Origin of the sequence: Stenotrophomonas sp. SMYL8, assembly GCF_036320065.1 — a bacterium.
GTDB classification, from domain to species: Bacteria; Pseudomonadota; Gammaproteobacteria; order Xanthomonadales; family Xanthomonadaceae; genus Stenotrophomonas; species Stenotrophomonas maltophilia_A.
Genome location: NZ_JAWIRR010000009.1, coordinates 73,304 through 99,260, shown reverse-complemented (window position 1 = coordinate 99,260; position 25,957 = coordinate 73,304). Strand labels below are relative to the sequence as shown.

Annotated in this window: 26 protein-coding genes; 5 read left to right on the top strand and 21 right to left on the bottom strand. The window is 67.5% G+C overall.

The genetic code is table 11. The features are described from left to right. Window positions 1–40 precede the first annotated feature (40 nt). Window positions 41–409 (top strand): glycine zipper 2TM domain-containing protein, encoded by a 369-nt coding sequence (locus V3B25_RS09900; RefSeq protein WP_049424497.1) that lies wholly within the window; start codon window positions 41–43, stop codon window positions 407–409. 127 nt (window positions 410–536) lie between these two features. On the opposite strand, the gene V3B25_RS09895 is transcribed toward V3B25_RS09900, so the two are convergent. The 5 genes from V3B25_RS09895 to V3B25_RS09875 all read right to left on the bottom strand — a co-directional run bounded on the left by V3B25_RS09895 (window position 537) and on the right by V3B25_RS09875 (window position 6,211). Next, window positions 537–1,664 (bottom strand): ABC transporter permease, encoded by a 1,128-nt coding sequence (locus V3B25_RS09895; protein WP_049424498.1) that lies wholly within the window; start codon window positions 1,662–1,664, stop codon window positions 537–539. Further along, entirely contained in the window at window positions 1,661–2,848 is a 1,188-nt protein-coding gene (locus V3B25_RS09890; RefSeq protein ID WP_049424500.1) for an ABC transporter permease, read from the bottom strand. Before V3B25_RS09890 ends, V3B25_RS09895 begins: the two co-directional genes overlap by 4 nt. Next, window positions 2,833–3,846: an efflux RND transporter periplasmic adaptor subunit gene (locus tag V3B25_RS09885; protein WP_032127538.1), complete on the bottom strand. Its 1,014-nt coding sequence runs from the start codon at window positions 3,844–3,846 to the stop codon at window positions 2,833–2,835. Before V3B25_RS09885 ends, V3B25_RS09890 begins: the two co-directional genes overlap by 16 nt. Beyond that, a complete protein-coding gene (locus V3B25_RS09880) occupies window positions 3,839–5,239 on the bottom strand; it encodes a TolC family protein (protein ID WP_329810596.1) in 1,401 nt (466 codons plus the stop codon). Before V3B25_RS09880 ends, V3B25_RS09885 begins: the two co-directional genes overlap by 8 nt. Window positions 5,240–5,317: 78 nt before the next feature. Beyond that, entirely contained in the window at window positions 5,318–6,211 is an 894-nt protein-coding gene (locus V3B25_RS09875; protein WP_049424506.1) for a LysR family transcriptional regulator ArgP, read from the bottom strand. A gap of 106 nt (window positions 6,212–6,317) precedes the next feature. Here V3B25_RS09875 and V3B25_RS09870 point away from each other — a divergent pair, with 106 nt between their 5' ends. Both V3B25_RS09870 and V3B25_RS09865 read left to right on the top strand, forming a co-directional pair. After that, the gene (locus V3B25_RS09870; protein WP_329810595.1) at window positions 6,318–6,938 is read left to right on the top strand and encodes a LysE/ArgO family amino acid transporter; all 621 of its coding nucleotides are present in this window, start codon (window positions 6,318–6,320) and stop codon (window positions 6,936–6,938) included. A 175-nt stretch (window positions 6,939–7,113) separates the two neighbouring features. Beyond that, window positions 7,114–7,782, top strand: coding sequence for a hypothetical protein (locus V3B25_RS09865; protein WP_329810594.1), 669 nt, complete (start codon window positions 7,114–7,116; stop codon window positions 7,780–7,782). On the opposite strand, the gene map is transcribed toward V3B25_RS09865, so the two are convergent. The 15 genes from map to V3B25_RS09790 form a co-directional block, all read right to left on the bottom strand. After that, the gene (gene map / locus V3B25_RS09860; protein WP_329810618.1) at window positions 7,779–8,561 is read right to left on the bottom strand and encodes a type I methionyl aminopeptidase; all 783 of its coding nucleotides are present in this window, start codon (window positions 8,559–8,561) and stop codon (window positions 7,779–7,781) included. The genes V3B25_RS09865 and map overlap by 4 nt on opposite strands. 10 nt (window positions 8,562–8,571) lie before the next feature. Continuing rightward, complete coding sequence (locus V3B25_RS09855; protein WP_005412680.1) at window positions 8,572–8,784, bottom strand: ParD-like family protein; 213 nt, start codon at window positions 8,782–8,784, stop codon at window positions 8,572–8,574. A 68-nt stretch (window positions 8,785–8,852) separates the two neighbouring features. Beyond that, window positions 8,853–9,212 carry a VOC family protein gene (locus V3B25_RS09850; RefSeq protein WP_049424512.1) on the bottom strand — a complete coding sequence of 120 codons (360 nt, stop codon included), beginning with the start codon at window positions 9,210–9,212 and terminating at the stop codon, window positions 8,853–8,855. A gap of 206 nt (window positions 9,213–9,418) precedes the next feature. Further along, window positions 9,419–10,303, bottom strand: coding sequence for an arginase family protein (locus tag V3B25_RS09845; protein WP_049424514.1), 885 nt, complete (start codon window positions 10,301–10,303; stop codon window positions 9,419–9,421). Window positions 10,304–10,306: 3 nt separating this feature from the next. After that, window positions 10,307–11,371, bottom strand: a complete 1,065-nt coding sequence (locus V3B25_RS09840; RefSeq protein ID WP_201118480.1) for a GNAT family N-acetyltransferase — start codon at window positions 11,369–11,371, stop codon at window positions 10,307–10,309. A gap of 29 nt (window positions 11,372–11,400) precedes the next feature. Further along, window positions 11,401–12,801, bottom strand: coding sequence for an aminotransferase class III-fold pyridoxal phosphate-dependent enzyme (locus tag V3B25_RS09835; RefSeq protein WP_201118482.1), 1,401 nt, complete (start codon window positions 12,799–12,801; stop codon window positions 11,401–11,403). Window positions 12,802–12,863: 62 nt separating this feature from the next. Further along, complete coding sequence (locus tag V3B25_RS09830; protein WP_329810593.1) at window positions 12,864–13,580, bottom strand: MtnX-like HAD-IB family phosphatase; 717 nt, start codon at window positions 13,578–13,580, stop codon at window positions 12,864–12,866. 174 nt (window positions 13,581–13,754) lie between these two features. After that, a complete protein-coding gene (locus V3B25_RS09825; RefSeq protein ID WP_329810592.1) occupies window positions 13,755–14,957 on the bottom strand; it encodes a DegT/DnrJ/EryC1/StrS family aminotransferase in 1,203 nt (400 codons plus the stop codon). Between the two features lie 10 nt (window positions 14,958–14,967). Further along, a complete protein-coding gene (locus tag V3B25_RS09820; protein ID WP_049424527.1) occupies window positions 14,968–15,366 on the bottom strand; it encodes a DMT family transporter in 399 nt (132 codons plus the stop codon). Continuing rightward, window positions 15,363–15,722: an EamA family transporter gene (locus V3B25_RS09815; protein ID WP_012479558.1), complete on the bottom strand. Its 360-nt coding sequence runs from the start codon at window positions 15,720–15,722 to the stop codon at window positions 15,363–15,365. Before V3B25_RS09815 ends, V3B25_RS09820 begins: the two co-directional genes overlap by 4 nt. A gap of 1 nt (window position 15,723) precedes the next feature. Next, entirely contained in the window at window positions 15,724–16,560 is an 837-nt protein-coding gene (locus tag V3B25_RS09810) for an alpha/beta fold hydrolase (protein WP_010483180.1), read from the bottom strand. Window positions 16,561–16,639: 79 nt separating this feature from the next. Continuing rightward, the gene (locus V3B25_RS09805; RefSeq protein WP_005412674.1) at window positions 16,640–18,019 is read right to left on the bottom strand and encodes a sensor histidine kinase; all 1,380 of its coding nucleotides are present in this window, start codon (window positions 18,017–18,019) and stop codon (window positions 16,640–16,642) included. Then, the gene (locus V3B25_RS09800) at window positions 18,016–18,699 is read right to left on the bottom strand and encodes a response regulator (RefSeq protein WP_049424529.1); all 684 of its coding nucleotides are present in this window, start codon (window positions 18,697–18,699) and stop codon (window positions 18,016–18,018) included. Before V3B25_RS09800 ends, V3B25_RS09805 begins: the two co-directional genes overlap by 4 nt. A gap of 134 nt (window positions 18,700–18,833) precedes the next feature. Then, the gene (locus V3B25_RS09795; RefSeq protein ID WP_329810591.1) at window positions 18,834–19,961 is read right to left on the bottom strand and encodes a metallophosphoesterase; all 1,128 of its coding nucleotides are present in this window, start codon (window positions 19,959–19,961) and stop codon (window positions 18,834–18,836) included. A gap of 73 nt (window positions 19,962–20,034) precedes the next feature. Beyond that, a complete protein-coding gene (locus V3B25_RS09790; protein ID WP_329810590.1) occupies window positions 20,035–20,484 on the bottom strand; it encodes a helix-turn-helix domain-containing protein in 450 nt (149 codons plus the stop codon). Between the two features lie 77 nt (window positions 20,485–20,561). Here V3B25_RS09790 and V3B25_RS09785 point away from each other — a divergent pair, with 77 nt between their 5' ends. Further along, window positions 20,562–21,779, top strand: a complete 1,218-nt coding sequence (locus tag V3B25_RS09785) for an MFS transporter (RefSeq protein WP_329810589.1) — start codon at window positions 20,562–20,564, stop codon at window positions 21,777–21,779. A gap of 95 nt (window positions 21,780–21,874) precedes the next feature. Here the strand turns inward: V3B25_RS09785 and V3B25_RS09780 are convergent, their stop codons facing one another. Further along, the gene (locus V3B25_RS09780) at window positions 21,875–23,290 is read right to left on the bottom strand and encodes a GGDEF domain-containing protein (RefSeq protein WP_329810588.1); all 1,416 of its coding nucleotides are present in this window, start codon (window positions 23,288–23,290) and stop codon (window positions 21,875–21,877) included. Window positions 23,291–23,579: 289 nt separating this feature from the next. On the opposite strand from V3B25_RS09780, the gene V3B25_RS09775 reads away from it, so the two are divergent. After that, window positions 23,580–25,829, top strand: a complete 2,250-nt coding sequence (locus V3B25_RS09775) for a TonB-dependent siderophore receptor (RefSeq protein WP_329810587.1) — start codon at window positions 23,580–23,582, stop codon at window positions 25,827–25,829. The last annotated feature ends 128 nt before the right edge of the window (window positions 25,830–25,957 follow it).

The window sequence follows — 25,957 nt, the reverse complement described above, 5'->3', positions numbered from 1 at the left end:
AACCGCGGGAGGACACTGGCGCCATACCGGAACTCAGGAGATGGCCATGAAGACCTCGACCCGATTGTTTGTGCTGGGCACCCTGCTGGCGGCTTCGTCGGTGGCCGGCGCGCAGACCTATGGCCCGCGCGATGAGGGACGCAAGTTCAACGACGGCAGCCGCGTGGTCTGCAAGAACGTGGAAGTGCAGCGCAACTCGCGCGATCCGAACCGCATCACGGGTACCGCTACCGGCGCCGTGATCGGTGGCCTGCTCGGCAACCAGGTAGGCGGCGGCAACGGCAAGAAGCTGGCCACCGTGGCAGGCGCCGTTGCAGGTGGTGCGGCCGGTCGCCAGATCCAGGGCAACAGCCAGCAGAAGAACGGCGACCGCGTGGTGGAACGTCGCTGCGAACGCGTCTACCGCTGATCGATCACAGCCAGACCCCGCTTCCCCTTCCACACCGCAGTACTCGAACGCCGGCCCAGCGCCGGCGTTCGTCGTTATGGGAAAAGGGGACGGAGGGGATTAAGTCGCAATCGCCCAAACCGGCCGTTTACGACTTAATCCCCTCCGTCCCCTTTTTTGCGAGGAGGCGCCAGCTGGCGAGGCTGCCGTAGAGCAGCAGCAGGACGGTGAGGGTGACCAGTTCGTGGCTGACTTCGGCCAGGCGGGCGTCCATCTGGTTCAGGCGCACCATCAGGTTGATGCCCGAGGTGGTGGGCAGAAGCTGCGCCAGCCAGACCAGCGGTGGTGGCGTCATCACTGCCGGCCACGACAGGTTGGCCAGGAAGAACAGCGGGATCGAGGTGGCGATGATGTACTGGAAGGCGCGTTCGCGGGTGCGGAAGAAACTGCCGACGAACAGGCCGAAGGCCACGGTGGCGGCGATGAACAAGGTGCCGCCGAGCAGCTGGCCCAATGGGTTGCCGCCACGCGGATAGTCCTGCACCCAGGCGGTGAAGCCGGCGTAGTAGAACAGGCCGAACAGGCCGATCAGGCCGAAGCCCAGTGCCATGCCGCCCAGCGTCGGCAGGTCGAAGCGCAGGCGCCGGCCGAGTGCGAGACGACGGCCACCGAGCAGGACGCCGATGCCCATCAGCAGCGTCTGGTGCACGATCAGCTCGGCCACGCCCGGCACGATGGCGCTGCCGTAGCCTTCCTGGGTGTTGTACAGCGGGCGCTGCACCAGCGTGACCGGTGGTGCTTGCGGTGCGCCCATGAAGGCCGCCTGGCCGACCACGGCATCACGTCCGAACGCGCCCAGTGCATCGGCTACGCTGCCCAGCACCCAACTGGCACGGCCCAGGTAGGCGCCGTTGCCGAGCAGCACCAGCTTGGCCGGGTGGCCGCGCAGGATGTCGCGCTCCAGGTTGGCCGGGATCAGCACGATGCCTTCGGCATGACCGGCTTCCAGCTGCTGGCGCGCGCTGTCGATGTCCGCAGGCTGCCCGACCACGCGTGCGACCCGCAACGCGTCGAGCTTTCGCAGCAGCTCGCGGCTGGTGGCACTGTGGTCTTCATCCACCACCAGTACCGGCAGGTTGCCGGCCACCTGGTGGCGATACGCGGCCGGGTAGAAGAACGAGTACAGGATTACCGCGCCGACCATCACTACGATCGCATAGCGGTCGCACAGCACCGCCATCAGGGTCTGCCGCAGGCTGCGCCAGAGTGCGCTCATGCGTCGGCCCCCGCCGCTTGCGCGGCTTCGGGCGTACGCGCGAAGGCGATCAGGCGCAGCCCACCGATGCCGCCAGCCACCACTGACATCAGCAGCAACGTGGCCAGCGGCCATACCGAAACCTGCAGCGGCGAACCGATGAACTGTTGCTGGGTCTGCAGCTTGATATAGGCGCTGAGCGGCAGCAGCTGATGCCAGACGCGGGTGAATAGCGGCCCGTCCAGCACCGGGAAGGTGGCGCTGGAAAATGCCAGTGCAGTACCGATGCTGAGGCCGACCGCGGACAGTGCGGTACCCATGTCGCGGGTGACGCCGACGAAGAACAGCGCGTAGGCGGCGGTGGCCAGATAGAACAGGGGTTGAGCGAGCAGCAGCAGGAGCACGCTGCCGGCCACACCATCACCGCGCAGCCAGGCCAGGTAGCCGATGCCGAGCGCGCCATACAGCGAGAACAGCAGGATGTACGGCGCGACCTTGCCGGCAATCGCCAGCCACGGCGTGCGGCCCAGCCAGGCGGGCAGGGTGCCGTCGCGGATTTCTCGGCCGAGGCTGCCGGCCACCGCAAGTGCCAGCACCAGCGACAACACCGCCGGGAAGATCAGCGGCAGCAGGAACAGCTCGTAGCTGCGCGCCGGGTTGTACAGGATGTCCGACTGCACCGCGATCGGTGCCGCACGCAGCTTGCCCGGGCCGACCTGCAGGCCGATGCGCTCGCGCAGCAGGCGTGCGTTCCAGGCCGAGACCGCGTCGCCGATATCGCGCGCCGCGGACTGGCCGGTGGTCATGTAGGTGGCGTTGTAATAGGCGAACACCGTGCCCTGGCGCCCACGCAACGCCTGCCGGGTGACATCGCGCGGCACCAGCACGATGGCGAACACATCCAGCCGACGCAGCTGCGAACGTGCGTCCTGCATGTCCGCAGGCTGGCTGGCGATGCGCACGCCGGGGCTGGCATCGAGCATGCGCAGCAGCAGGCGGCTGTCGCTGCTGTGGTCGAGGTCGACCACGGCGATCGGGATGTCGCGCATCACCGAGGGCGTGAACATCCACGCCATCACGGCCAGCATCAGCAGCGGCAGCAGGGTGACCAGCAGCAGGTCGGCGCGGTTGCCGCGCAGCGACCGCAGCTCACGCCGCCAGCTGGCGGCGAAGCTGCTGCTGTCGGGGCTCAGTGCTGGGGCCATGCGAACAGCACGCTCATGCCGGGGCGGAAGCCCTCGATGCGGCGTACCGGGCGCACCCGCACCTCGAAGCTGCGGACGTCGTAGCCGGACGACTGGCGGGTGGTCCGCCAGGTCGCATAGTCACCGGCCGGATTGATGAAATAAACCTCGAACTCGCCGTCCTGGCCAAGCGCCGGCACGCTGCCCTGCAGCTTGCTGCCGACCTTCAGGCCCTGCATCTGCGATTCGCGCAGGTTCATCGCCACCCACATGCGGTCGATGTCGACCAGGGTGAACACCGGGTAGCCGGCCGGCACCAGTTCACCCGGGTCGGCCATGCGCTTGTTGATCTCGCCGGCCACCGGCGCGCGCCCTTCCACTTCGACACGCGCGGCGTTGACTTCGGCCACCGCGCCCTGTGCCTGCTGCACCTGGCCCTGCGCGGCACGCTTGTCCTGCTCGCGTGCGCCGGCCAAGGCCATGTCGTACTGCGCGCGGGCGGCACGCGCCAGTTCGCGCGAACTGGTGGCCTGGGCATGCGCTTCATCGCGCTTCTGCCGGGTCATCACCCCTTCGTTGAACAGGTTCTGCACGCGCTGGTAGGTCGCTTCAGCCAGCGTCGCACCGGCTTCAGCCCGCTTCCAGTTCGCTTCGGCGGCGCGGATGTCCTCGCTGCGCGCACCTTCGTCGGCCTTGTCGGCCACCGCCTGTGCGGCGGCCAATGCGCCGTGCGCCTGCTGTTCCTTGGCGGCCACTTCGGGGCTGTCGAGCAGGAACAGCACCTGCCCGGGCTGCACGCGGTCGCCCTCGCGCACCTTCAGTTCGGCCACGCGCGCGGTGATCTTGGCGGCCACGTTGATGGTGTCGGCATCGGCCATGCCCTGGATCTGGTCGGCCGGGCTGCGCCAGGCCAGCCACAGGCCGAGCACCACCACGACCAGCAGCACCACTATCAGGATCGGGCCCAGGCGGCGCTTGGCCGGGGGCGTCGTTGCATCGTCGTGCAGCACATCACTCATGGTCGATCACCTCGTCCGCACGCCGCCGGAACTCTTCGAAACGGTCCATCTGTCCACTGACCTCCAGCAACTGTGCCAGCGCAATATCGTATTGGTAGGCGGCCTGTGCGCGCTCGACACGGGCGCCGCCGAGGCCGAGCCGCGCGTCGATCACATCCAGCGAGGTGGCCTGGCCTTCGCGGAACGCCAGCTCCTGCAGGCGCAGGTTTTCCTGTGCCTGGGCGATGCTGCTGTCGAGCAGCACGTACTGCTGGCGCGCGGTTTCCAGTTCGTTCCAGGCCTTGCGCACGCCCAGTGCGACCTGGTTCTCGGCCTCGCGCAGGCCCGCTTCGGCCTGGTCCTGCTGCGCACGCGCGGCGCTGATCTGCGCCGGCCGCGAGTTCGGCGACAGGAAGGTGTACTTCAGGCCGATGCCGAATGCCCAGTCCGGATCGGTCAACATCTCGTCACGGCGGCGAAAGTCGTACTGGCCGAAGGCGAAGATCTGTGGCTTCAGCTTGGCCTGCTGCACGCGCACGCCCTGTTCGGCCTGCGCCACCATCGCCCGCAGGCGTGCGATCTGCGGCTGGCGTGCCTGCGCAGTACGCTCGAAGCTGGCCACCGGTTCCAGCGGCACGCGCTGCACGAACAACGGCGACACCGGCTGTACCTCGCCACCACTGCGCAGCAGCGTGGCCAGCGCCGCCTTCAGCGTGGCCAGGTCGTTCACCGTTTTCTGGTATTCGCGCTCGGCCTTGTCGCGGGCCACGGTGGCCTGCAGGCGCTGGGCGCGGGTGGCGAAGCCCTCGCGTTCCAGCTTCTCCGCGTCGGACAGGTGGCGGTTCAGGCCATCGCGTACGTCGCGCCGCACATCCACTGCCTGCTCGGCCAGGCGCTGGCCGAAATAGGCCTGGGCCAGCTGCACGGTCAGCGATTGACGCTGAGCCTCGCGCTCGGCGCTGGCCTGCTCGTGGGCAGCGCTGGCGGCACGTTGCGCGGCCGGAATCACGCCGCCGGTGTACAACGGCAGCACCGCGGTCACCACGGGCCGGGTACGCCAGTCGCGTTCGGTGAATGACAGCGGCGAGTCGATGCCATAGGCCTCGGCGACAGGCGCCAGCGAACCCAGTGGCAGGGTGAGGGTCTTCTGGAACTGCAGCCGGCGCACTTCGCCGGTGATCTCCGGCAGGCGCAGCAGGCGGGTGGCGTCCTGCAGGTCCTGCTTGTTGCGCACCGCTGCGTCGGCGGCGGCCAGTGCATCGGAGACCTGCTCCAGGCGCTGCCGCGCCTGTTCCCAGTCCAATGCGGGTGCATCGGTGAGAGTCTGCGCCGCTGCAGCCAGTGGCAGGCAGGCTGCCAGCGCCAGCGCCGCCCTCGCGCCGTGCATCCTTGTACGTCGGCCGATCACGCCCATGCCGTCCCAGTGGTGAAGAAGTGCGCAAACGGTAGTGCGTGCGGCGTGAAGCCCGGGTCTGCGGTCATTGGATTGTCCTCATCGTAGGGTGCTGCTGGCCGCAGTGCGCAGCGCCTGGGTGATGTGCTGCAGCGTGCTTGAGCGTACGGCGGCATGCTGCCAGTACAACGGCACATCGAGCCAGCGGCGGGGTTCCAGTACCACCACGCGGCCGGCGCGCACGGCGGGCGCGACCAGGGTTTCCGGGGCCATGCCCCAGCCGAGTCCGCACGCAGCGGCTTCGACGAAACCGGTGGAGGAGGGCAGGTAGTGTAGCGGTGGCTGCAGGCGGGCGCGGGTCAGGCGCCGCACGAAGCGCCACTGCAGTTCATCCTTGCGGTTGAACACCAGCATCGGTGCGCGCGCCAGGGCCGTGGCCTGCATGCCGTCGCGGAAGTACTGGCGGGCGAAGCCGGGCGAGGCGATGGCGTGGTAACGCATGGCGCCGAGCGGATGCACGTTGCAGCCCTTCACCGGTTGGCTTTCGGCAGTGACCGCGCCGAGCACGCTGCCATCGCGCAGCAGCTGCAGGGTATGGTCCTGGTCATCCATGCGCAGGTCGAACAGGTAGCCATGGCGCTGGTGCAGTTCGGCGATGGCCGGCACGAACCAGGTATCGAGCGAGTCATCGTTGACCGCCAACGGGATCGGCGTGCGCGCGGCATCGCTGCCGCGTTCGGGCAGCAGTTCGGCCAATGCCTCGGCCTCCAGCGCCTGCATCGGCCGGACCCGGCGCAGCAGCGCTTCGCCTGCGGCGGTGGGCCGGCACGGTGCCTGACGTACCACCAGTACCTGGCCGAGCCTGTCCTCCAGCGCCTTGATCCGTTGCGACAGGGCCGACGGGCTGATCGACAGGCGGCGTGCCGCGGCGTCGAAGCTGCCTTCTTCCAGCACCGCAGCAAACGCGGCCAGTTGCGGATGTACCAGATCCATGCCGGTGCCTCTTCAGTTTTCCTGCACAGGATAAAGAAAAATCAGATTGTCTAAACAGGGTCAGCGGCCGCACCCTGCGCGTCCTCTCGCTGCCTGGCCTGTCCTGATGTGGATCGCCGCTACCGCCGCCGGCCTGTTCGCAGGTGCCGGCCTGATCATCGCCATCGGTGCGCAGAACGCCTTCGTGCTGCGCCAGGGCCTGCAGCAGCGCCATGTGGGCAGGGTGGTGCTGGCCTGTGCCGGCGCGGACATCGTGCTGATCCTGGCCGGCGTCGGCGGCATGGGCGCGCTGGTGCTGCAGTGGCCGCTGCTGCTGCAGGTGCTGCGCTTCGGTGGTGCGGGCTTCCTGCTCTGGTATGGCCTGCAGGCGGGGCTGCGCGCACGGCGCGGTGGCAGTGCGCTGGCCGCCGCCGAGGCGCAGGGCGGCAGCGGATGGCAGGTACTGCTGACCTGCCTGGCCTTCACCCTGCTCAACCCGCACGTCTATCTGGATACCGTGGTGCTGCTGGGCAGTCTGTCCACGCGTTACCCGGGCGATCTGCGCTGGGCCTTCGCCGCCGGTGCCTGCATTGCCAGTGTGGCCTGGTTCTGCACGCTGGGCTATGGCGCGCGCCTGTTGCAGCCGGTGTTCCGCAGGCCGGGCGCCTGGCGTGTGCTGGATGCAGGCGTGGCGATCTTCATGTTCTGCCTGGCGACGTTGTTGCTGCTGCGTCCTTTATCGCCATGAGTGCGTGACGTGCGCCGGTGTTGCGTATGTGTTCCACCGGTACGGTTCACGTGGCCGGATACAGCGCGGATAATGCGCGCCTGGTCGCGACCCCGCCGCGCATGCCGTCGTTCGGCAGCCCCCCGGTCGCCTGTGTTCTCGTTGTACGACCGCCACGGCGCGGCATCGGTGTTGCATGAAAGACAATCTACAGCTGCTCCTGTCCCACCTGGGGCGCACCTTCCTGTTCGGCCTGATGATGGCGCTTCCGCCTGCGTTGGCCTGGCTCGACATCCATTGGCTGGGCAATGCAGTCGGCGAGTGGTCGCTGGTCGAACTGACCCAGGAAGGCTTCCTGGTCGCCAGCGTGGCTGCCTTCGTCCGGCTTGCATTGCGACGTGCCGATGATCGGGCCTTTGCCGTTCTGGCGGCCGCGCTGTTCGCCTGCATGCTCCTGCGTGAAATGGATGAGGCGCTGGACCTGATCGCACACGGCTTCTGGAAGTACCCGGTGGCCGTGCTGATCATCGGTTCACTGGCCTGGGCCAGCCGCGACTGGCGCCGGGCCATGCCGGCGCTGGTGCGTTTTCTTGTATCCCGGCCGGGTACCGTGATGACGATCGGCCTGGTCCTGCTGCTGTTCTATTCGCGTCTGATCGGCATGACGTCGTTGTGGACCGGACTGCTGGGTGACCAGTACATCCGCGTGTTCAAGAACACCATCGAGGAGACCACCGAACTCCTTGGTTACACCTTCATTCTCGCAGCCAGCGTCGGCTATGCGGCACAGCGGGTACGCGAACCGCTGACGGCACGGAAGCGCGCCGTGCACGAGGGTGCCGGGATGCAGCAACGGCCACTCTAGGCGGCATCCACCGCGCACAACGGCGTCTCGCCGGGGCGCAGGGTCAGTACCCGCACGCCGGTGCGGGTGACCGCCACCGTATGCTCGAACTGCGCCGACAGCTTGCCGTCGCGGGTGTACACCGGCCATTCGTCCGGCTGCTGGCGGATGGCCGGCTTGCCCTGGTTGAGCATCGGTTCGATGGTGAACACCATGCCTTCTTCCAGCACCATGCCGGTGTTGGGATGGCCGTAGTGCAGGATCTGCGGTTCCTCGTGCATCTCCTGGCCGATGCCGTGGCCGCAGTATTCCTTCACTACGCTGTAGCCGTGGCTGCGCGCGTGGCGGGCGATGGCGTGGCCGATGTCGCCCAGGCGTGCGCCGGGGCGGACCGCAGCGATGCCTTTCCACATCGCCTGGTAGGCGGTCTGCACCAGCCTGCGCGCGGCGTAGTCGACCTCACCGACCAGGTAGGTGGTGCTGGAGTCGGCGATGTAGCCGTTCTTCTCCAGGGTGATGTCGAGGTTGACGATCTGGCCGTTGCGCAGCACGTCGGTGGTGCTGGGTACGCCGTGGCAGATCACGTTGTCGATCGAGGTGTTGAGCACGTACGGGAAGCCGTACTGGCCCTTGCTGGCCGGCCTCGCCTGCAGTTCATCGACGATCATGCGTTCGACGAAATCGTTGATCTCCATCGTGCTGCGGCCCTGCAACGGCAGCTGGTCGAGCGCGGCGAACACCTGCGCCAGCAGGCGACCCGATTCGGCCATCAGCGCGATCTCGTCGGGGCGCTTGATGATGCCCATTGGCTCAGACCTGGCCCGGCGGCAGCAACGGGGGCTGCACGCCGGCCGCGCGCAGCTCGCTGGCGACGATGTCCTGGAAGCTCAGCGTGGGGTTCAGCTCGCACAGCATGCCGACCCGGATCCAGAAGTTGGCCTGGGCGTTGATCGAGCGGCTGGAGACGGTACAGGCACGGCGCAGCTGGTCGTGCAGGGTGTCATCGATGTTGACGATGCCCATGGGCGGTCCTGGTGGAGTGGATATACGAAGCGTATATATTTCGTATATACAACTCAAGGCCGGGCGGTTCAGCTGGCGTCGGTGGCGAAGCGCAGACGGTTGCCGTCGGGGTCGACCAGCAGCATCTCGCGGCTGCCCCATTCGGTGTCATGCGGCGGCTGTTCGATGGGGACGCCTGCGGCGCTGAAGGCGCGGTGCAGGGCGTCGACGTCCTCGACGATGAAGTACACCGCGCCGCCGACCTCGCAGTCGCCGCTGTGTTCGGTGAGGAAGATCGTCTGGCCGTCGCGGGTGAGCTGGGCGAACAGCGGGAAGCCGGGTTCGAAGCGGTGTTCCCAGTCAACCACGAAGCCCAGTCCCTGCACGTAGAACGGCAGGGTGGTGTCGGCGTGGCGCATGCGCAGCTGGGGGATGACGGTCTGGGGCATGGCGAGGGCTCCTGGGGCAGGCGTCCAGTGTAGTGCCGGCCGCTGGCCGGCATCCCCGTGAGCCCGGGAACAATGAGGTTGCCGACCAGCGTCCGGCACGACCGACGCTGCCTGGGTCTGGTAGTTGCCAACCTTGGTTGGCATTGCCGGCCAGCGGCCGGCACTACCGAAGCCACGCTGGCCAACGGCCGGCATTACCGACGCGGTCAGCAGGCGGTCGGCACGGCGGCCATCGCCGCCAGCAGCTCGCGGTTCACCTGCTGGTGCCGCGCCTGCCACAGCGGTAGATCCCCGGCGCTGACGTCAGGCTGGCCATCCAGCGACGACAGCCAGCGTTTGAAGCGGCTCTGGTAGTTGGCCAGCGACACCTCACCGGTGATGTCACTGCCGACCAGGCCGCCGGCGCGCAGCGCTTCGATCACCACCAGCGCGTGTTCCAGCTGGAAGCGGCCCTGATCCCAGTTGCTGCGGGCCACGTCCTCGGCAAACACATCCTTGTCGATCGACAGGTAGGTCGGCTGCGGCGACTTGGCCTGCTCGGCAGCGAACGCGGCCACCAGCGCTTCGGGATGCTCGAAACGGCGGAAGGCGTGGCCCATGCCGAGGCGATGCCCCCAGCCCACGTCCACGTCCATGCACCAGTAGGTCAGGCGACCGCCGATCAGCGGGCGCCAGTGGTTCTCCCAGGCATGGCCGAGGCCGATGTCGCTGGAGGTGATGCCGAGCACGTGGATGTGCGAGATCTGCGGCAGCTTGCTGGCGGCGTTCACCCACGACCCGCAGTGCATGCCGAACGGGAAGCGCATGTTGTCCGGATGGTTGTCCAGCACCACCAGCTGGAACGGCGCCTGCGTGCGCATGCGCTGCAGCAGCGGCAGGCTGAGGTGATGGAAGTCGCCACTGCCGAGCATGACCGTGCCGAGCGGGGCCGGCAACGGTGCCAGCACTTCAGTGGCGAAACGGTTCAGGGTGGCATTGCGGCAGGCGAAGCGCAGTGGATCGTGCCATTGCGGCAGGGCCAGGGTATGCGCCTCTGGCAGCGGCAGCACGCCACCGTCCAGGTCCAGGATCAACGGGGAACGCAACGGCATCGTTCAACCGCCTCCATCAGGTTCGCCCTGCAGGTACGGGGCCAGCCTGCGCAGGGCGGCGCGCAGCAGCGGGGAACGGGCGTGGATCGCATGCCGGGTGGAGGTGAAGCGGGCACCCAGTTCGGCCTTGATCCGCGAATCGGTCCAGCCGGCCACGTAGTGGCTCAGGCTGTGCTGCAGCGCGTATTCGAGGTTGTGCATCCAGCTCACCGCGTACAGGTTGTGCTCGCGGGACTGCGGATAGGCCAGGCCGATGTACTTGTCCACCAGCTTGCCCGCATGCACGTAACACAGGTTCCAGCCGATCAGCTGGCCCTGGTGGCGGTACAGGAACATCCGTCCCTGGCCCTGGCTGTCGGCCAGAAGATGCTGGAAGTAGGGCAGGTCGAGCTGGTCGAAATGCACCGCGCTCTGCGCGTACACGCCCAGGTACAAGGCATACAGTTCGGCCTGCAGCTGCGGGTCGGCCAGGGCCGGATCGCCGGTGGCGATGCAGTCGATCTGCAGGTCGTCGCGCGAGCGCAGCTTGCGCCGGATGTTCTTGCGGCGCGAAGACGACAGGCGGCCGAGATAGCCATCGATCGAATCGAAATCGATCGCCACCCAGGCCAGCGGCATGCCTTCCAGTTCGACGAAGCCGCGTGCCAGCAATGCCTGCAGGAAGGCACCGCTGTGTGCGTTGGCCGCGTCGTCCAGCAGCGGCGAATCGATCGCCAGGTCCTTGACCACCAGAAGGCGCGTATCGCCGATCGCGTGACGCGTCACGTCCTCAGCCAATGCTTCTGGTGCGACGTGCGCGGGCAGCGGGGTGTACTCGGTGCTGGTGGCACCGACGAAGCGGGTCTTCCAGGTGATCCACGGCCGCCACAGGCGCGACAGCGGCAGGCCAAGCAGCTTGCCGCGCAGCCCGTCATCCATCGTCGTGGTCAGGTCCAGTGGCGCACGGAAGGTCGGCAGGCCGCTGGGAAGGCGGCCTGCCTCGAATCCGAGCGGCGGGTGGGCCAGGAAGCCCTCCAGCAGCGCGGCCGGTTCCAGCGCGGTGCTGGACGCGCGTGACGTCATTTCCATCGGCACGGGAACCGGCAGCGCATCGGACCTCAGCCCTTGGCCTTGGTCAGCGCCTGGTCAAGCAGGGTGATCGCCAGGTCGATCTCTTCGTAGCTGATGTCCAGCGACGGCGCGAAGGTGATCACGTTCTTGTACCAGCCACCCACGTCGAGCACGAGGCCCATGCGCTTGCCGTCGTGCAGCAGGTCACCGGCCAAGCCGATGTCGACCATGCGATCCAGCAGTTCCTTGTTCGGCGTGTAGCCGTCGGTCTGGCAGATTTCCGCGCGCAGGGCCAGGCCCAGGCCGTCGACGTCGCCGATTTCCGGGTGGCGCTTCTGCAGGCCACGCAGGCCGTCGAGGAAGTACGCGCCCTTCTCCGGCACGGTGCGCTCGTAATCCATTTCCTTGCCCAGCTTCAGCACTTCCAGGCCCAGGCGGGTGCCCAGCGGGTTGGAGTTGAAGGTGGAGTGGGTAGAGCCCGGCGGGAACACGGTCGGGTTGATCAGCTCTTCGCGCGCCCACAGGCCCGACAGCGGGTTCAGGCCGTTGGTCAGCGCCTTGCCGAACACCAGCACGTCCGGGGTCACGCCGAAGTGCTCGATGGCCCACAGCTTGCCGGTGCGCCAGAAGCCCATCTGGATTTCATCGACGACCATCAGGATGCCGTACTTGTCCAGCACGCGCTTGAGGCCGGTGAAGAAGTTGCGCGGCGGGATGACGTAGCCGCCGGTGCCCTGGATCGGCTCGACATAGAACGCGGCGTACTCCGCCTGGCCGACCTTGGGATCCCACACGCCGTTGTATTCGCTTTCGAACAGGCGCTCGAACTGCCACACGCAATGGTCGGAATACTCTTCCGGGGTCATGCCCTTCGGGCGACGGAACGGGTACGGGAACGGAATGAACATCGCGCGCTCGCCGAAGTGGCCGTAGCGGCGGCGGTAGCGGTAGCTGGAGGTGATCGACGACGCACCCAGGGTACGGCCGTGGTAACCACCCTCGAAGGCGAACATCAGGCTCTTGCCGCCACGCGCGTTGCGCACGATCTTCAGCGAGTCTTCAATGGCCTGCGCGCCGCCGACGTTGAAATGCACGCGGCCGTCGAGGCCGAACTTCTCATGCATGTCCACGGCAATGGTCTTGGCCAGCTGCACGCGGGTCGGGTGCAGGTACTGGCTGGCGACTTGCGGCAGGGTGTCGATCTGGTCCTTCAGCGCATCGTTCAGACGCTTGTTGCTGTAGCCGAAGTTGCAGGCCGAGTACCACATCTGCAGGTCGAGGTAGGGCACGCCCGCACCGTCGAACATGTAGCTGCCTTCGCCGCGCTGGAAGATCTTCGGCGGGTCGACGTAGTGGACGGTATCGCCGAAGGAGCTGTAACGGGCTTCGTCGGCCAGCAGCTGCGCGTCGGAGGCGGCGGCGTTGGCGTTCTTGTCAAAAATGTTCATGCAGTTCGGTTCCGTGAAGGACGTTCGAAAGAGGTAGCGGGGGCGTGCTTGGAAGGGAGTGCTCAGGCGGTGGCCAGCAGCAGGGGCAGTAAGGCGGGCTGCGGGCTGGCGTCGATACGACGTGGCTGCAGCAGGCTGCCATCGAGCAGGCGCGGCAGCAGTGCGATTGCATCGTGGAAGGTATCGATGGCGGCATGCTCGATGCCGGCATGGGTGCAATGGGTGATCAGGCGACGCTTGGCGAACACGAAGTCGGCATCTTCGGAGACGCAGAAATCCGAACTGCCATCGCCGATCATCAGCACACGCGGTGCTTCGTTGGCGCGCGCCTGCGCAGCGCAGGTGCACTTGCAGGTGCCGCTGCGGCAGCCTTCGGCCTGGTAGGGCGATTCCAGCTCCCAGTGGTCATCGCACCAGCGCAGGTGGTTGGCCACCACCGGCAGTCGCGACAGGCCGTGGTTGGCGAGGATGCGGTGGATCGCATGGTCCAGGCCGTCGCTGACGATGCGCAGCGGCACGCCCAGCTGTTCGGCACGGCTGACAAAGGCGGCAAAGGCCGGATCGATCTGCACCTGGTCCAGGTGGGCGTCGAGCGTGGCCGGGTCCAGCTTCAGCAGCCTGACCTGGCCCTGCATGCATTCGCGCGAGCCGATCTTTCCCGCTTTCCACTGGTCTTCCAGTTCCTGCCAGCCCGGCTGGCCGTATTTCTCCAGCAGCGAGTCGATGACATCTTCGAGGCTGATGGTGCCGTCGAAGTCACACAGGATGCTCCAGTGCATGGGCAGGTCCGTCGATGAAAGGAACGTCCGGCGCGATGCCGGGGCAGGCTCAATGTAGGCAGGCAGCCTTTCTCGTTCCTTTCCTGTTGAAAGCCTGCATTGCAGGGCGCGGAAAGCGTTCAGGAAGGTGCATGGATGAATGCGTGAGGCGCATTCCATCCGTGCGTCCTGGCGTCACGCGCGGGCCAGTGCCCGCAGTATTTCGGCGGTCTCTTCACGGGTCTGCCAGGCGCTGTTGCCGAGGGTCAGCATGCGTGCGGCGAAGTCGCGTGCGTTGGGCATGTCGTCCTGCGGCACGATGCCGCGCAGGTAGGCATAGCCGGGCAGGGCATGGATGAACATGCGGCTGGTGCCAAGCCCGCGTGGCCACAAGTCCTTCAGTACCGCATCGCGGGCGCGTTGGCTGGGCAGCAGCAGCATCAACAGTGGCCAGGTGCCACCGCTACCGGCCAGCCCATCGACCACCTCAACGGCGGGCAGCTGTGCCAGCTGCACCCGCAGCTGCAACGCACGCAGCCGACCGGCCTGAAGGAATGCCGGCAAGCGCCGCGCGGCATGCGCGCCGATGTTCTGCCGCCACTGGCTGACCCGGTGCTGCGGGATATCCAGCGGGAAAATGTCACCGACCGCATCTTCCAGATCGCCACGCTGAAGCGCATTGCGCAGTGGATTGCCATACACCAGTGACAGCAGCGAAGGGCGATAGCAGGCAGCAAGGCCCAGCAACTGCACGCTGCGCAGCAGCTCCCAGCGCAGGCTGGAGCGAACGTGCTGGACGGCATGTTCGGCCAGCGCAGCACGCAGTTCGTCATCGCGGCTGACCAGCAGGCCGCCTTCATGCAGGCTCAGGCCCTTGCCGGCAGCCAGGCTGAAGAATCCGATATCGCCGCGCAGGCCGACACTGCTGTTGCCAACCCGTGCGCCGAGTGCCTGCGCGGCATCTTCGATCACCCAGGTGCCGGCGTTGCGGGCGACTTCGCAGGCCAGCTCGACATCGGCAATGCGCCCGCCCAGGTGGGTGGGCAGGATCGCCAGCGTGCGCGCATCGGCCAGCCGCTTGAGCTGGCCGGGATCGAAGTCGAAATGACCGCGCCGGGTATCGCACAACTGCACGCGCAGGCCCAGGCTGTGCACCGCGATCGGCACCAGCGGGCAGGTATAGGCCGGCATGATCACGGTGTCGCGCTTTGGCGCACGCTTGCGCAGCGTACGCAGCGCGATCAGCAGCGCGTGCGTGCCGGAACAGGTCAGCTGCAGCGGCGGTGTGCCGAGCTGGCTGGCCAGGATGTCACGCAGGTCGCCGCCACCGGGAAGGAAATCGCTGGCCTGCATCGGCAGGCCGGCGGTTGGTGGCAGTTCGCGCGCGAACAGGCTCATTGCAGCGTGCTCACGTCGTGGTTTCGGCAGGGCTGTGCGGGTCGTCCGCCTCGGCGCGGCCGAGGCAGACGATGCCGGCCACGATCAGTACCGCACCTAACAGATGGTGCAGGGTCAGCGGCTCGTTCAACAGCCACGCCGACAGCAGCAGCACGCTGATCACTTCCAGGTGCGAGGCGGCAAACGCGGGGCCGATCGGCGCATGGCGCAGCAGGCTCATCCAGGTGAAGAACGCGCCCACGTAGCCGAGGATGGCGCCGTACACCCACGGCTGCGACAGCACGCGCAGCAGCCAGGCGGTGTTGGCCTCGACCGGCAGCGCGGCGTCACCGGCGTACTTGAAGCACAGCTGGGCCAGCGTGTCGAAGGCCATCAGCAGCGGGAAACCGATCACATACAGGCGCCTCATGAGCCGGCCCCCACCACCGCCACGCCCGCCGTGACCAGCAGCATGCCGGTCACCCGCAGCGGCGTGAGCTTCTCGCGGAACAGGAAACGACCGGCGATCATCAACGCAACGATGTTGATCGAGCCCAGCAGCACGCCCTTGGACAGCGGCACCAGCGACAGGAACGCAATCCAGGCCACGAACTCGAGCACGTAGCAGGCGATGCCGATCCACAGCCAGGGACGGCTGAGCATGTGTTTCCAGCGCTGCAGTCCTTCGCCCTCCTGCGGGTCGCTGGCGGCGGCCTTGAAGGCGAGCTGGCCACCGGTATCGAGCACGACATTGGCCAGCCACAGCAGCGTGGCAAGCGCCCCCATGTCAGGCCACCGCCTTGAGCACGCCAGTGCGTTCACCGATTTCGGTGAAGAAGCGCGCGCTGCGGCGGATCACATCGCGGCGTTCGCGGTCGATGGTGATCATGTGGTAACTGTCTTCCAGCACCACCAGTTCCTTCGGGCCGCTGACCCGCGACATCACCAGCTCGGCGTTGCCCATGCTGGCCACGTCGTCCTCGCGGGCGTGCATCACCAGGCACGGTGCGGTGACCTGGTGCAGGTGGCGGCGGGTCCAGTTGCTCAGGGCGCGCATTTCGGCCAGGGCGTGCCAGGGGTTGCCCGGCAGGCCGGCGGCGGCGCTGTCGCCGGACAGCATGGCGGCACTGACTTGTGCACGCAGGCGCTCGTCACGCAGGCCGTACGGCGGTTCTTCCATGAACATGCGGTCGCGGCCGATGTTGAAGCGCTTGAACCACGGCAGCAGGAACGAGAAGCGGGCCACGGCGGGGATGTTCCAGCCGTCATAGCGGAAGGTGGCGCCGTACACGCCGACCCCGGACACCCACTCGGGGCGACGTGCAGCCAGTGCCAGCGACAGCACCGCGCCCATCGACAGGCCGCCGACGAACAGCTGGTCGACCTTGCCGCGCAGGGTTGCCGCCGCATCTTCCACGCCCTGGTACCACTGTTCCCAGGTGGTCGCCAGCAGGTCATCCACGCTGCCGCAATGGCCGGGCAGCTGCACGCCGTGCACGGTGAAACCGGCGTTGTTCAGCCCTTTGCCCAGCATGCGCATTTCCGCCGGGGTGCCGGTCAGGCCATGGACCAGCAGCACGCCCTGTGGGCCACCGGGGAGGAAGAAGTCGTGCGATTCGGTCACCTGGCGGCTCCGGGACGGCAGTGGGGATGGCAGGATCGCAAGCGCGATTTTCGCCAGCCTTTCAGCGCCCCGGGCCGGGTCAGGGCGCCTTCAGCAGCGGCAGCGTGATGGCGACCTTCAGTCCGCCACCTGGGCGGTTCAGGAAGCTCAGGCGGCCGCCGAAGTGCTCCACCGCCTCGTGCGCGATGGCCAGGCCGAGGCCGGTGCCGCTGGCAGCGGTGCCCGGCGCCCGGAAGAAGCGCTCGCCCAGCCGTGGCATCACGTCGTCGGGCACGCCAGGGCCGTTGTCTTCCACATACAGTTCGACATCATTGTCGTCCAGCGCGTGCACGCCCACCGTGACGGTTGCATTGCGGCCGGCATAACGCAGGGCGTTGTCGATCAGGTTGTCCAGCGCTTCCTGCAGCATGGCGCCGTTGCCGAGTACACGCAGCGGATGGGGACTGCCGCGGTAGCCCAGATCGATGCCATCGCGGATCGCCTCCGGTACGCGCATGCCGACCCACTGCGGTACCAGCTCGCACAGGTCCAGTGCCTCCACGGTATCGGGCACGGTCTGCGCCCGGCTCAGTGCCAGCAGCTGGGTGCTGACCCGCGCGGTGCGCTGGTTGAGCCGGCGGATGTGCTGCAGCGCCTCGCGCACTGTATCGGGGTCGCCATGTGCCAGCGCCTGGTCCACGTGCAGGGCCATGCCCGCCAGCGGCGAACGCAGCTGGTGCGCGGCATCGGCGATGAAACGGTTCTGCAGGGTGATCATTTCCGCCTGGCGGGCAAACAGATCATCGATGGTGCTGATCAGTGGCTGGATCTCCTCGGGCACGTCGGCATCGGAGATCGGCGCCAGTTCGCCGCGGCGCTGGGCCAGGCGGGTCCTCAGCGGGGTCAGGATGCGCAGGCCATAGGTCACGCCGAACCAGACCAGCGCTGCGGTACCCAGCGCCAGCATGGTCATCAGCGGGATGATGATCATCAGGATCTCGCGCGCACGCTGCCGGCGGTCAGCCATGCTCTCGGCCACGGTCACCGCCAGCTGGTCCTGCGGATCGTTCATCGCCTGCGTGCAGACGGTGGCCATGCGCACCTGCTGGCCATTGAGGTTGCCGTCGTACAGCGCCGGATGCACACCGGTGCAGTCCTGCGAAGGGGCGTACGGGCTGAAGTCTGCATTGCCGCTGAGCGTACCCATGCGGCTGCTGTCGACGTTGAAGTAGCGATGGCCGTCGGGGTCGTACTCGATCAGGAAGCGCGCCTGCGGAGACAGGTCGCTGGTCACCGGCATGGTGCTCAGCATCTGCGCGAACGAATGCGTGTCGTCGATCAGGTTGCGGTCGTGGATGCGGTTGGAATAGTCCAGCGCAACGTAGTAGGCCAGGATCGTGTTGAAGGTGAGCAGGCCCAGCATCGGCAACGCCAGAAAGGCGAGCAGGCGCCGGCGCAGGCTGGGCGGGCCACTGATCACGGCGTGCTTTCGTCCTGCGCGTCTTCCAGCATGTAGCCCAGCCCGCGCACGGTGCGGATGCCCATGCCGCCGGGCTGCAGCTTGCGGCGCAGGCGGTGCAGGGCGATGTCCAGGCCGTTGTCGGTGAGGTCCTGGCCCCAGTCGCACAGCGCCTCCACCAGTTGCGCGCGCGACACGATGCGCTCGGCGCGTACCGCCAGTGCCGACAGCAGGCCGAACTCGCGCGCGGTCAGTTCCAGCGACTGGTCGTCGATCCACACGCGGTGCCCGGCCAGGTCCAGGCGCAGGCGGCCGATGCGCAGGTCTGGGTTGCCATTGCTGGTGACCCGCCGCAGCTGCGCACGCACGCGTGCTTCGAACTCGTCCAGCGCGAACGGCTTGACCAGGTAGTCATCGGCGCCCAGGTCGAGCACGCGCACGCGCTCGGCCAGGCCGTCGCGGGCGGTCACCACCAGCACCGCCAGGCCATCGCCGCGCTGACGCAGGCGCTGCAGCACATCGCGGCCATCCAGCTGAGGCAGGCCCAGGTCCAGCACCAGCAATGCGTACTGGGTCGAGCCCAGTGCCGCGTCGGCGTGCGCGCCGTTGTCGACGTGGTCAACCACGTGCCCCTGCCGGCGCAGCGAGGCGCACAGGCCGGAGGCGATATCCGGGTCGTCTTCAGCAATCAGAACGCGCATGCGCGGGGGCTCCTGTAACGGTCAGGCCCACCGGATGGACGGGGTGGGCCTCTCTCGGCTGCCGAGGGTAGCCGCAAACCGGGTGAAGGTGGAGCGCGCCGCCGCCGCCCGGTGCCGTCGCGCTGTCCCTTCATTCAGTCCTGCAGGCCCGGCTCACCCGGCGCCAACGGCACCCGCGAGCCATCCAGCAGGCCACGGCTGAGCCTGCCATCCTCGATGAACAGCAGTTCGCCGTTCTCGCCGTTCTTGATGCTGCTGTCGATGGCGATCACGCGGTCGCCATGGAAGCTGCTGACGTGTGGCATCGAGGTGTGGCCGACCACGATGCGTTTGAGCTGCAGGCGGTCGAGTACGGTCTGCACCCCTGCGGTGTCGAGGCGGCCATCAAAGTAGCCGCGGTACCAGATCGGGCTGGTCTTGCCGTCATACAGCGGTGCGGTGGCCGGGTCGGCCTTTACTTCGGCCTTGGGCAGGCCCAGTGACGCCTGGTAGGCCGCATTGGTGCGCGCCGGGTCCAGCGCCAGCTGCACTGCCTCGGGCGAAATACCGCCGTGCAGGAACAGGGTGTCGCCGATCTTCAGCAGCACCGGGCGGGTGCGCAGCCACTGCCCGATCACCGAATCGGCACCGTACAGCTGCGGGTAGCTGCGGCCGAGCAGCTGCGCGCTGCGCAGGTACTTCGGGTTGACGTAGCGCAGGTCGTCGTACAGCACCATGGTTTCGTGGTTGCCGAGCACGAAGTGCACCGCGCCGCCGGCGGCGGCCGCCTGCTGCTGCAGGCCATACAGCAGCCAGAAGGCCTCGGTCACCTGCGGGCCGCGGTCGAACACATCGCCGGCGATGACCAGCGTGTCCTTGCCCAGCGCCCAGCGATCCTGGGCATCGATGACCTGGTGGGCGCGCAGCAGGCGCACCAGCAACCCGTACTGGCCATGGATGTCGGACAGCGCAACGATGCGTGGCACGGCCGGCAGCACGGAAACCGAAGGCGCATTCGGGGCAGCCACGTGCACCGTGTGCTCGTAGCCGCAGCGCGGGGCGATGTCGGTACCTGCGGCCTGCGTGGCAAGCGTGTGCGACTCAACCTTGTCGTCGCAGATCCACTTGGCCTGCAGCTGGTCGCCCTGGCGGAACACATAGGGGCCATCGGCCTGCACGTGGTCGGCGGGCGCGGCAACCTCGCGGGCCTGCGTAGTTGCTGTGGCGCAGGCCAGCAGCGGCAACAGCAGGGCGGTCAGCAGGGAAGGGCGATCGCGCGACATCGGCGGCATCCAGTGGCGGAAAGACCCGATGCTAACCGGCGCGGGTGTTCGTCGGTGTGCGCGAATGGGCGGATCAGGTGTCGCGCCCGCCGTCCCTGAGCTTGCGCACGCGGGTGGCGTTGGGCTGAAGTGGCTGGCCGTCGCGCCCGCGCGGCTGCATGTAGGGCAGCGGCCGCCCCGTCGCCGATTCGATCAGCTGTGAATGGGCTTCACCGGCCTCGAAGCGATGGCGTTCACCCCATTGGCGCAGCGCGACCAGCAGCGGGAACAGTTCCTGGCCAGCGGCGGTGAGCACGTATTCCTGGTACGCCGATCCATCGGAGGCCGGCTGCAGCTGCAGGATGCCGGCCTCTACCAGCCGGCGCAGGCGGTCGCTGAGGATGTTGCGGGCCGCGCCGAGGCTGCGCTGGAAATCACCGAAACGGGTGACGCCATCGAAGGCATCACGGATGACCAGCAGCGCCCAACGGTCACCGAGCAGATCGGCGCTGCGGGCGACGGGGCAGGGGCTGTCGGCGTGCATGGTGGACCTCTCTGATGTGGTTGCAGTTTAAAACCAATGGCAGTAGCCTGCATCAAGTTTCAAATTGCAACCACGTCATGAGTGCCACATCGCTTCCCCGCCCACTGCTGGTCCTGCTTGCGGTTGCCGCCGGCGCCAGCGTCGCCAACGTCTACTACGCGCAGCCGCTGCTGGATCAGCTTGCACGCGCCTTTGCGCTGGACCGGGCCGTGGCCGGCGCGGTGCTGGCTGCTACCCAGGCCGGTAGCGTGCTGGCGTTGCTTGGCCTGCTGCCGCTGGCGGACCGTGGTGACCGGCGACGCCTGCTGCGGCTGCAGTTGATCGCATTGGTGCTGGCGCTGCTGTGGCTGGCAGCGTCACGCACGGCGGGCTGGCTGTTGTCGGGCATGCTGCTGGCCGGCCTGCTGGGCACCGCGCTGACCCAGGGGCTGATCGCCTATACCGCCATGCTGGCACCGCCCGAGCAGCGCGGTCGCGTGGTCGGTGTGGTACAGGGCGGCGTGTTCATCGGCCTGCTGCTGGCGCGCGTGGTGTCCGGTACGGTGGCGGCGGCCTTTGGCTGGCAGATGGTCTACCTGTTGTCAGCAATGGTGATGGCGGGGTTGGCGGCGCTGCTGTGGCGGCGCCTGCCCCCAGTACCGGTGCCGTCGGTTCCCCCACGCTGGCGCGAGCTGCTGGGCTCGATGCTGGGCATGCTGCGCCGCGATCGAACGCTGCGCGAACGCGGGCCGCTGGCACTGCTGCTGTTTGCCGGCCTCAATGTGTTCTGGGCGGCGGCACCCTTGCCGCTCTCGGCGCCATCGCTGCATTGGTCGACCGCCGCCATCGGTGCACTGGGCCTGGCCGGGGTGATCGGTGCGCTGCTGGCGGCGCGGGTAGGGCACTGGATGGACCGTGGTTTCGCGCATCCGGTCAGCGTCGGTGCGCTGTTGTTGATGCTGGTTGCGTGGTGGCCCTTGCTGGGCCTGCCGCAGTCGCTGTCGTTGCTGCTGTTGGGCGTGATTGTGCTCGACCTGGGTGGGCAGGCACTGCACGTATCAAACCAGGCATTGCTGCTGCGCGCGCCGGCTGAACAGCATGGACGCCTGGTGGCTTTGTACATGCTGTTCTATGCGGTGGGCAGTGGTGCCGGAGCAGCGGCCGGGCCGTGGATGCAGGCGCGCCATGGCTGGCCGGCAGTATGCCTGTTGGGGGCGGGCATTGCGTTGCTGGCGCTGCTCTGGTGGGCCGCGTGGCGGGTGGTGGCGGTGAAAGCAGCGGCCGGCGCCCGTATCGGTAGTGCCGGCTGCCAGTAGAGTCGACTGTCAGTCGACTGCTCTTCGCCCTGCGTGCGAAAAACCCCGTGGTGCGCGCGATAGTCGACCCGCGGTCGACTCTACCTGTCCTGCCGTCATCGCTGCAGTGCGCGCCGTCCCGGGGCTTCCTGCAGGTCCGCACTGGCCACCACCACGCGGTTGCGGCCGCTGCGCTTGGCCTTGTACATTGCCGCGTCGGCACGGGCCATCAGCCGCTCGTAGTCCGGATGGCCGTCGTGGCCGGCCACGCCGATGCTGGCGGTCAGCGCCAGCACCTGGCCGTTGGCCAGTGGCACCGGCGACTGTGCGATCTGCCGCCGCAGGCTCTCGGCGATCACGGTCGCCTGCGATTCGCTGGCAGCCACCAGTACCACCACGAATTCTTCGCCGCCATAGCGGAACAGGTAGTCGCTGCCGCGCGTGAGCTGGCCGAGCAGGCCGGCGACGTGCTGCAACGCGCGGTCGCCGGCATCGTGGCCGTGGCCGTCGTTGATTGCCTTGAAGTGATCCAGGTCGAGCAGCAGCAGCGAGAATGGTGTGCGGTTGCGTGTGGCCAGCTCGATTTCCCGGCGCAGCACGGTGGGCAGGAAGCGACGGTTGAGCAGGTTGGTCAGCGCGTCGCTGCCGGCATCCAGTTCGCCGATGCGCTCGAACAGCAGTGTCATCAGGGTGCGGATGGCGGCCAGGTCCTCGCGGATGGCCGGCAGCACCGCCAGTCGCTGCGCCGGAGCATCGCCGCTCGCGCGCTGCAGGTGGCCATCAATGCGGGCCATCAATTGGCCCACCTGCTGCGTTTCGCTGCTTTCGCCGAAGCTGGGGATGCCCTTGTGAGTGAACCACAGGCCGAACTCCGAGGTAGCCAGGCTGGCGTTGTCGCTGGCCTGCACGTGGCCGGCCAACGCGTAGAGCAGGGCGTTTTCCCAGTCCAGCAGCAGTGCGCGCTGGCGCTCGCGTTCGGTACCGACGTTCTGTACCAGCGAGAACAGTCGGTAGGCGGCGTCGGCACGGGTGGAGCGCTCGCGCGCGTGGGTGTAGGCCAGGGTCATGCCTTCCATGGCGATATCCATGATCGCGCTGAGGCAGTCGATGGCGGCGAATGCGGTGTCGCTGTCAGGCGCATCGTCGCGCAGGCGCACGAACAGTTCGTGCTTGAGCACGCGCGCACCGCGGGTAACCAGGTCGACCGGAATGCCGACGCGGGCGTGCACGTCGCCGATGATCCGCTGCGAGGCCACGGTGTTGGCGATGCCGCTGGCATCAGTGGTCAGCAGCTGCGCCAGCCAGCGCTGCATGGCCGGCTGCAGGCGCTGCTTGACCTGGTCGTGGGACAGGAAACGGCGCGCACGGGTGTCCTGCAGCAGCACTTCGTAAAAGCGCTGGGCCAGCGCGGGTGGGGCATCGGTAGCAGCGGCCCTGAGCAGCGCGGTGGCGGCAGGGCCGGCCTGCAGCAGACACTGCTGCCAGGCCTCGGCCAGCGGCTGGCTGGCATCGTCCAATTGGGGTGGTTCCACGTCGATCTCTGACTGCGTACGGCAAACCACGGGTATCGGCCGCGGCGGCATACGGTTGATGGCGGGTTAGCCGGCCAGTTTACGCGCGGTGCAGGGTTGCACGGTGCGCAAACCACATCGGCGCCGCTGCGGCAATGAGTGAACGCATTTGAGAATCAATCGCATTGATGGGAGAATGCGCGCACGGAACGGGCTGCAGGTGCCTGCTGCAGGACTGCTCCGCCTCCCCCTCGTCGTTGCCTCAAGCCCTTTGCCAGAGGCCCCGTAGCCCTGCCAGAAGGTCTTGATCATGTCCCCTGCCGTTGTCCTTTCGCCGCGCCCGCTGGCGCTTGCCGTTGCCGCCCTGCTGGCCGGCAGCGCTCTGACCGCCCACGCCGAAACCGACGCCACCGATATCGACACGGTGCACGTCACCGCCTCGCAGATCGCGCGCCAGGCCCTGGGTACCTCGACCATCACCGCAGAGGACATCGCCAGGCGCCCGCCGGCCAACGACATCGCCGAGCTGCTGCGGACCATGCCCGGCGTCAACCTGACCGGCAACAGTGCCTCGGGCCAGTACGGCAACAACCGCCAGATCGATCTGCGTGGCATGGGCCCGGAAAACACCCTGATCCTGGTCGACGGCAAGCGCATCGGTGCGCGTGATGCCGTGCGCATGGGCCGCAGCGGTGAGCGCAATACCCGCGGCGATACCAACTGGGTGCCGGCGGAAATGATCGAGCGCATCGAAGTGCTGCGCGGCCCTGCAGCGGCACGTTATGGCTCGGGTGCTTCCGGTGGCGTGGTCAACATCATCACCAAGCGCCCGACCGGCGACCTGACCGGCGCGGTCGACCTGTATGGCCTGGTGCCCGAGCACAGCGCCGAAGGCGGCAGCGAGCGCGTCGGCCTGCAGCTGAGCGGGCCGATGACCGACACCCTGTCGTTCCGCCTGTACGGCAATCTCAACAAGACCGACGCCGATTCGCTGGAACTCAACCGTGACTTCGCGGCGAATCCGAACGCGGTGCCGCCGGCCGGTCGCGAGGGCGTCAAGAACCGCGATGTCAACGCGCTGCTGCGCTGGGACGTGACCGCCAACCAGGTGGTCGAATTCGAAGCAGGCACCAGTCGCCAGGGCAACATCTATGCTGGCGACCGCGCGGTCAGCACCACCGGTACCTCGACACCGATCGATCTGGGGGCGTTGGCCGAGCAGCAGGCCGAGACCAACCGCATGTACCGCAACACCGGCGCGATCACACATCGCGGCCGCTGGGGTGATGTGACCTCGCGGGTAACGGCTGCAGTGGAGGCGGTGAACAACTCGCGCATCAACGAAGGCCTGGCCGGTGGCCCGGAGGGCAGCTTCAACGGCACCGACTGGTCGACCTCGCGCCTGCGCAACTACCAGCTGGACGGCGAAGTCAGTTTCCCGACCACGCTGGGTGGTGCCGAGAACATCTGGACGCTGGGCTTTGAATACCTGGACAGCCGCCTGACCGACCCGTACTCGATGAGCCAGTCCAGCAGCAGCGGCGGCGGCATCCCGGGGCTGTCGGCCGATCGCGCACGCGGCAAGTCCGACGCGCAGACCACCGCCGTGTTCGTGGAAGACAACATCTACCTGGGCGAGCGCTGGATCGTCACCCCGGGCCTGCGCTTCGACCACCACAGCCAGTTCGGCAACAACACCAGCCCCAGCCTCAACGCGCAGTTCCGCATCAACAGCGACTGGGTGGTGAAGGGCGGTATCGCCCGTGCATTCAAGGCGCCGAACCTGTACCAGTCGAATCCGGACTACCTGTACTACACCCGGGGCAATGGCTGCCCGAATGCACTGCCGAGCCTGGGCGCCGGCTGCTACATGCGCGGCAACTCGGACCTGAAGGCGGAAACCAGCCTGAACAAGGAACTGGGTATCGAGTGGGCACCGCAGAGCGGCTGGCAAGCGTCGTTGACCTACTTCCACAACGACTACAAGGACAAGATCCAGGCCGGGTACAACCAGATCGGGCTGACCGCCGACACCAAGGGCCGCATCTTCCGCTGGGAGAACGCACCCAAGGCGGTCGTGCAGGGTCTGGAAGGCAACCTGGTGGTCCCGCTGCTGGGCGAGCAGGGCAACCGCCTGAAGTGGAGCAACAACTTCACCTACATGGTGGAGAACGAGAACAAGAGCACCGGCCAGCCGCTGTCGGTGATTCCGAAGTACACCGTCAACACGATGCTGGACTGGCAGGCCACCGACAAGTTGTCGCTGCTGCTGACCGGCACCTTCTACGGCAAGCAGAAGCCGGCCACCACCAACATCAACAATGATCCGCGCTGCACCGGCACCTGCGATCCGTCGATCGCGCTGCAGGACCGTGGTGCGTACAACATCTGGGGCGTGAGCGCGCGCTACAGGGTGACCGAGACGGTCAGCTTCGGTTTCGGCGTCAACAACCTGGCCGACAAGCGCCTGTTCCGCGAGGCCAACAGCAGCGATGCCGGCGCGGCGACCTACAACGAGCCGGGCCGCGCGTACTGGGCCAGCCTGCGCTTCGGGTTCTGACCGCAGGCGGACGTCGGTCCGCTGCGTCCGCCAGGCGTGGCCTGACGTTGCCGGCCGCGCTCCGGTAGCGCCGGGCCATGCCCGGTGAGGGACCGCGTGGCCTGCAATGTTATAAACACCGTGATAGT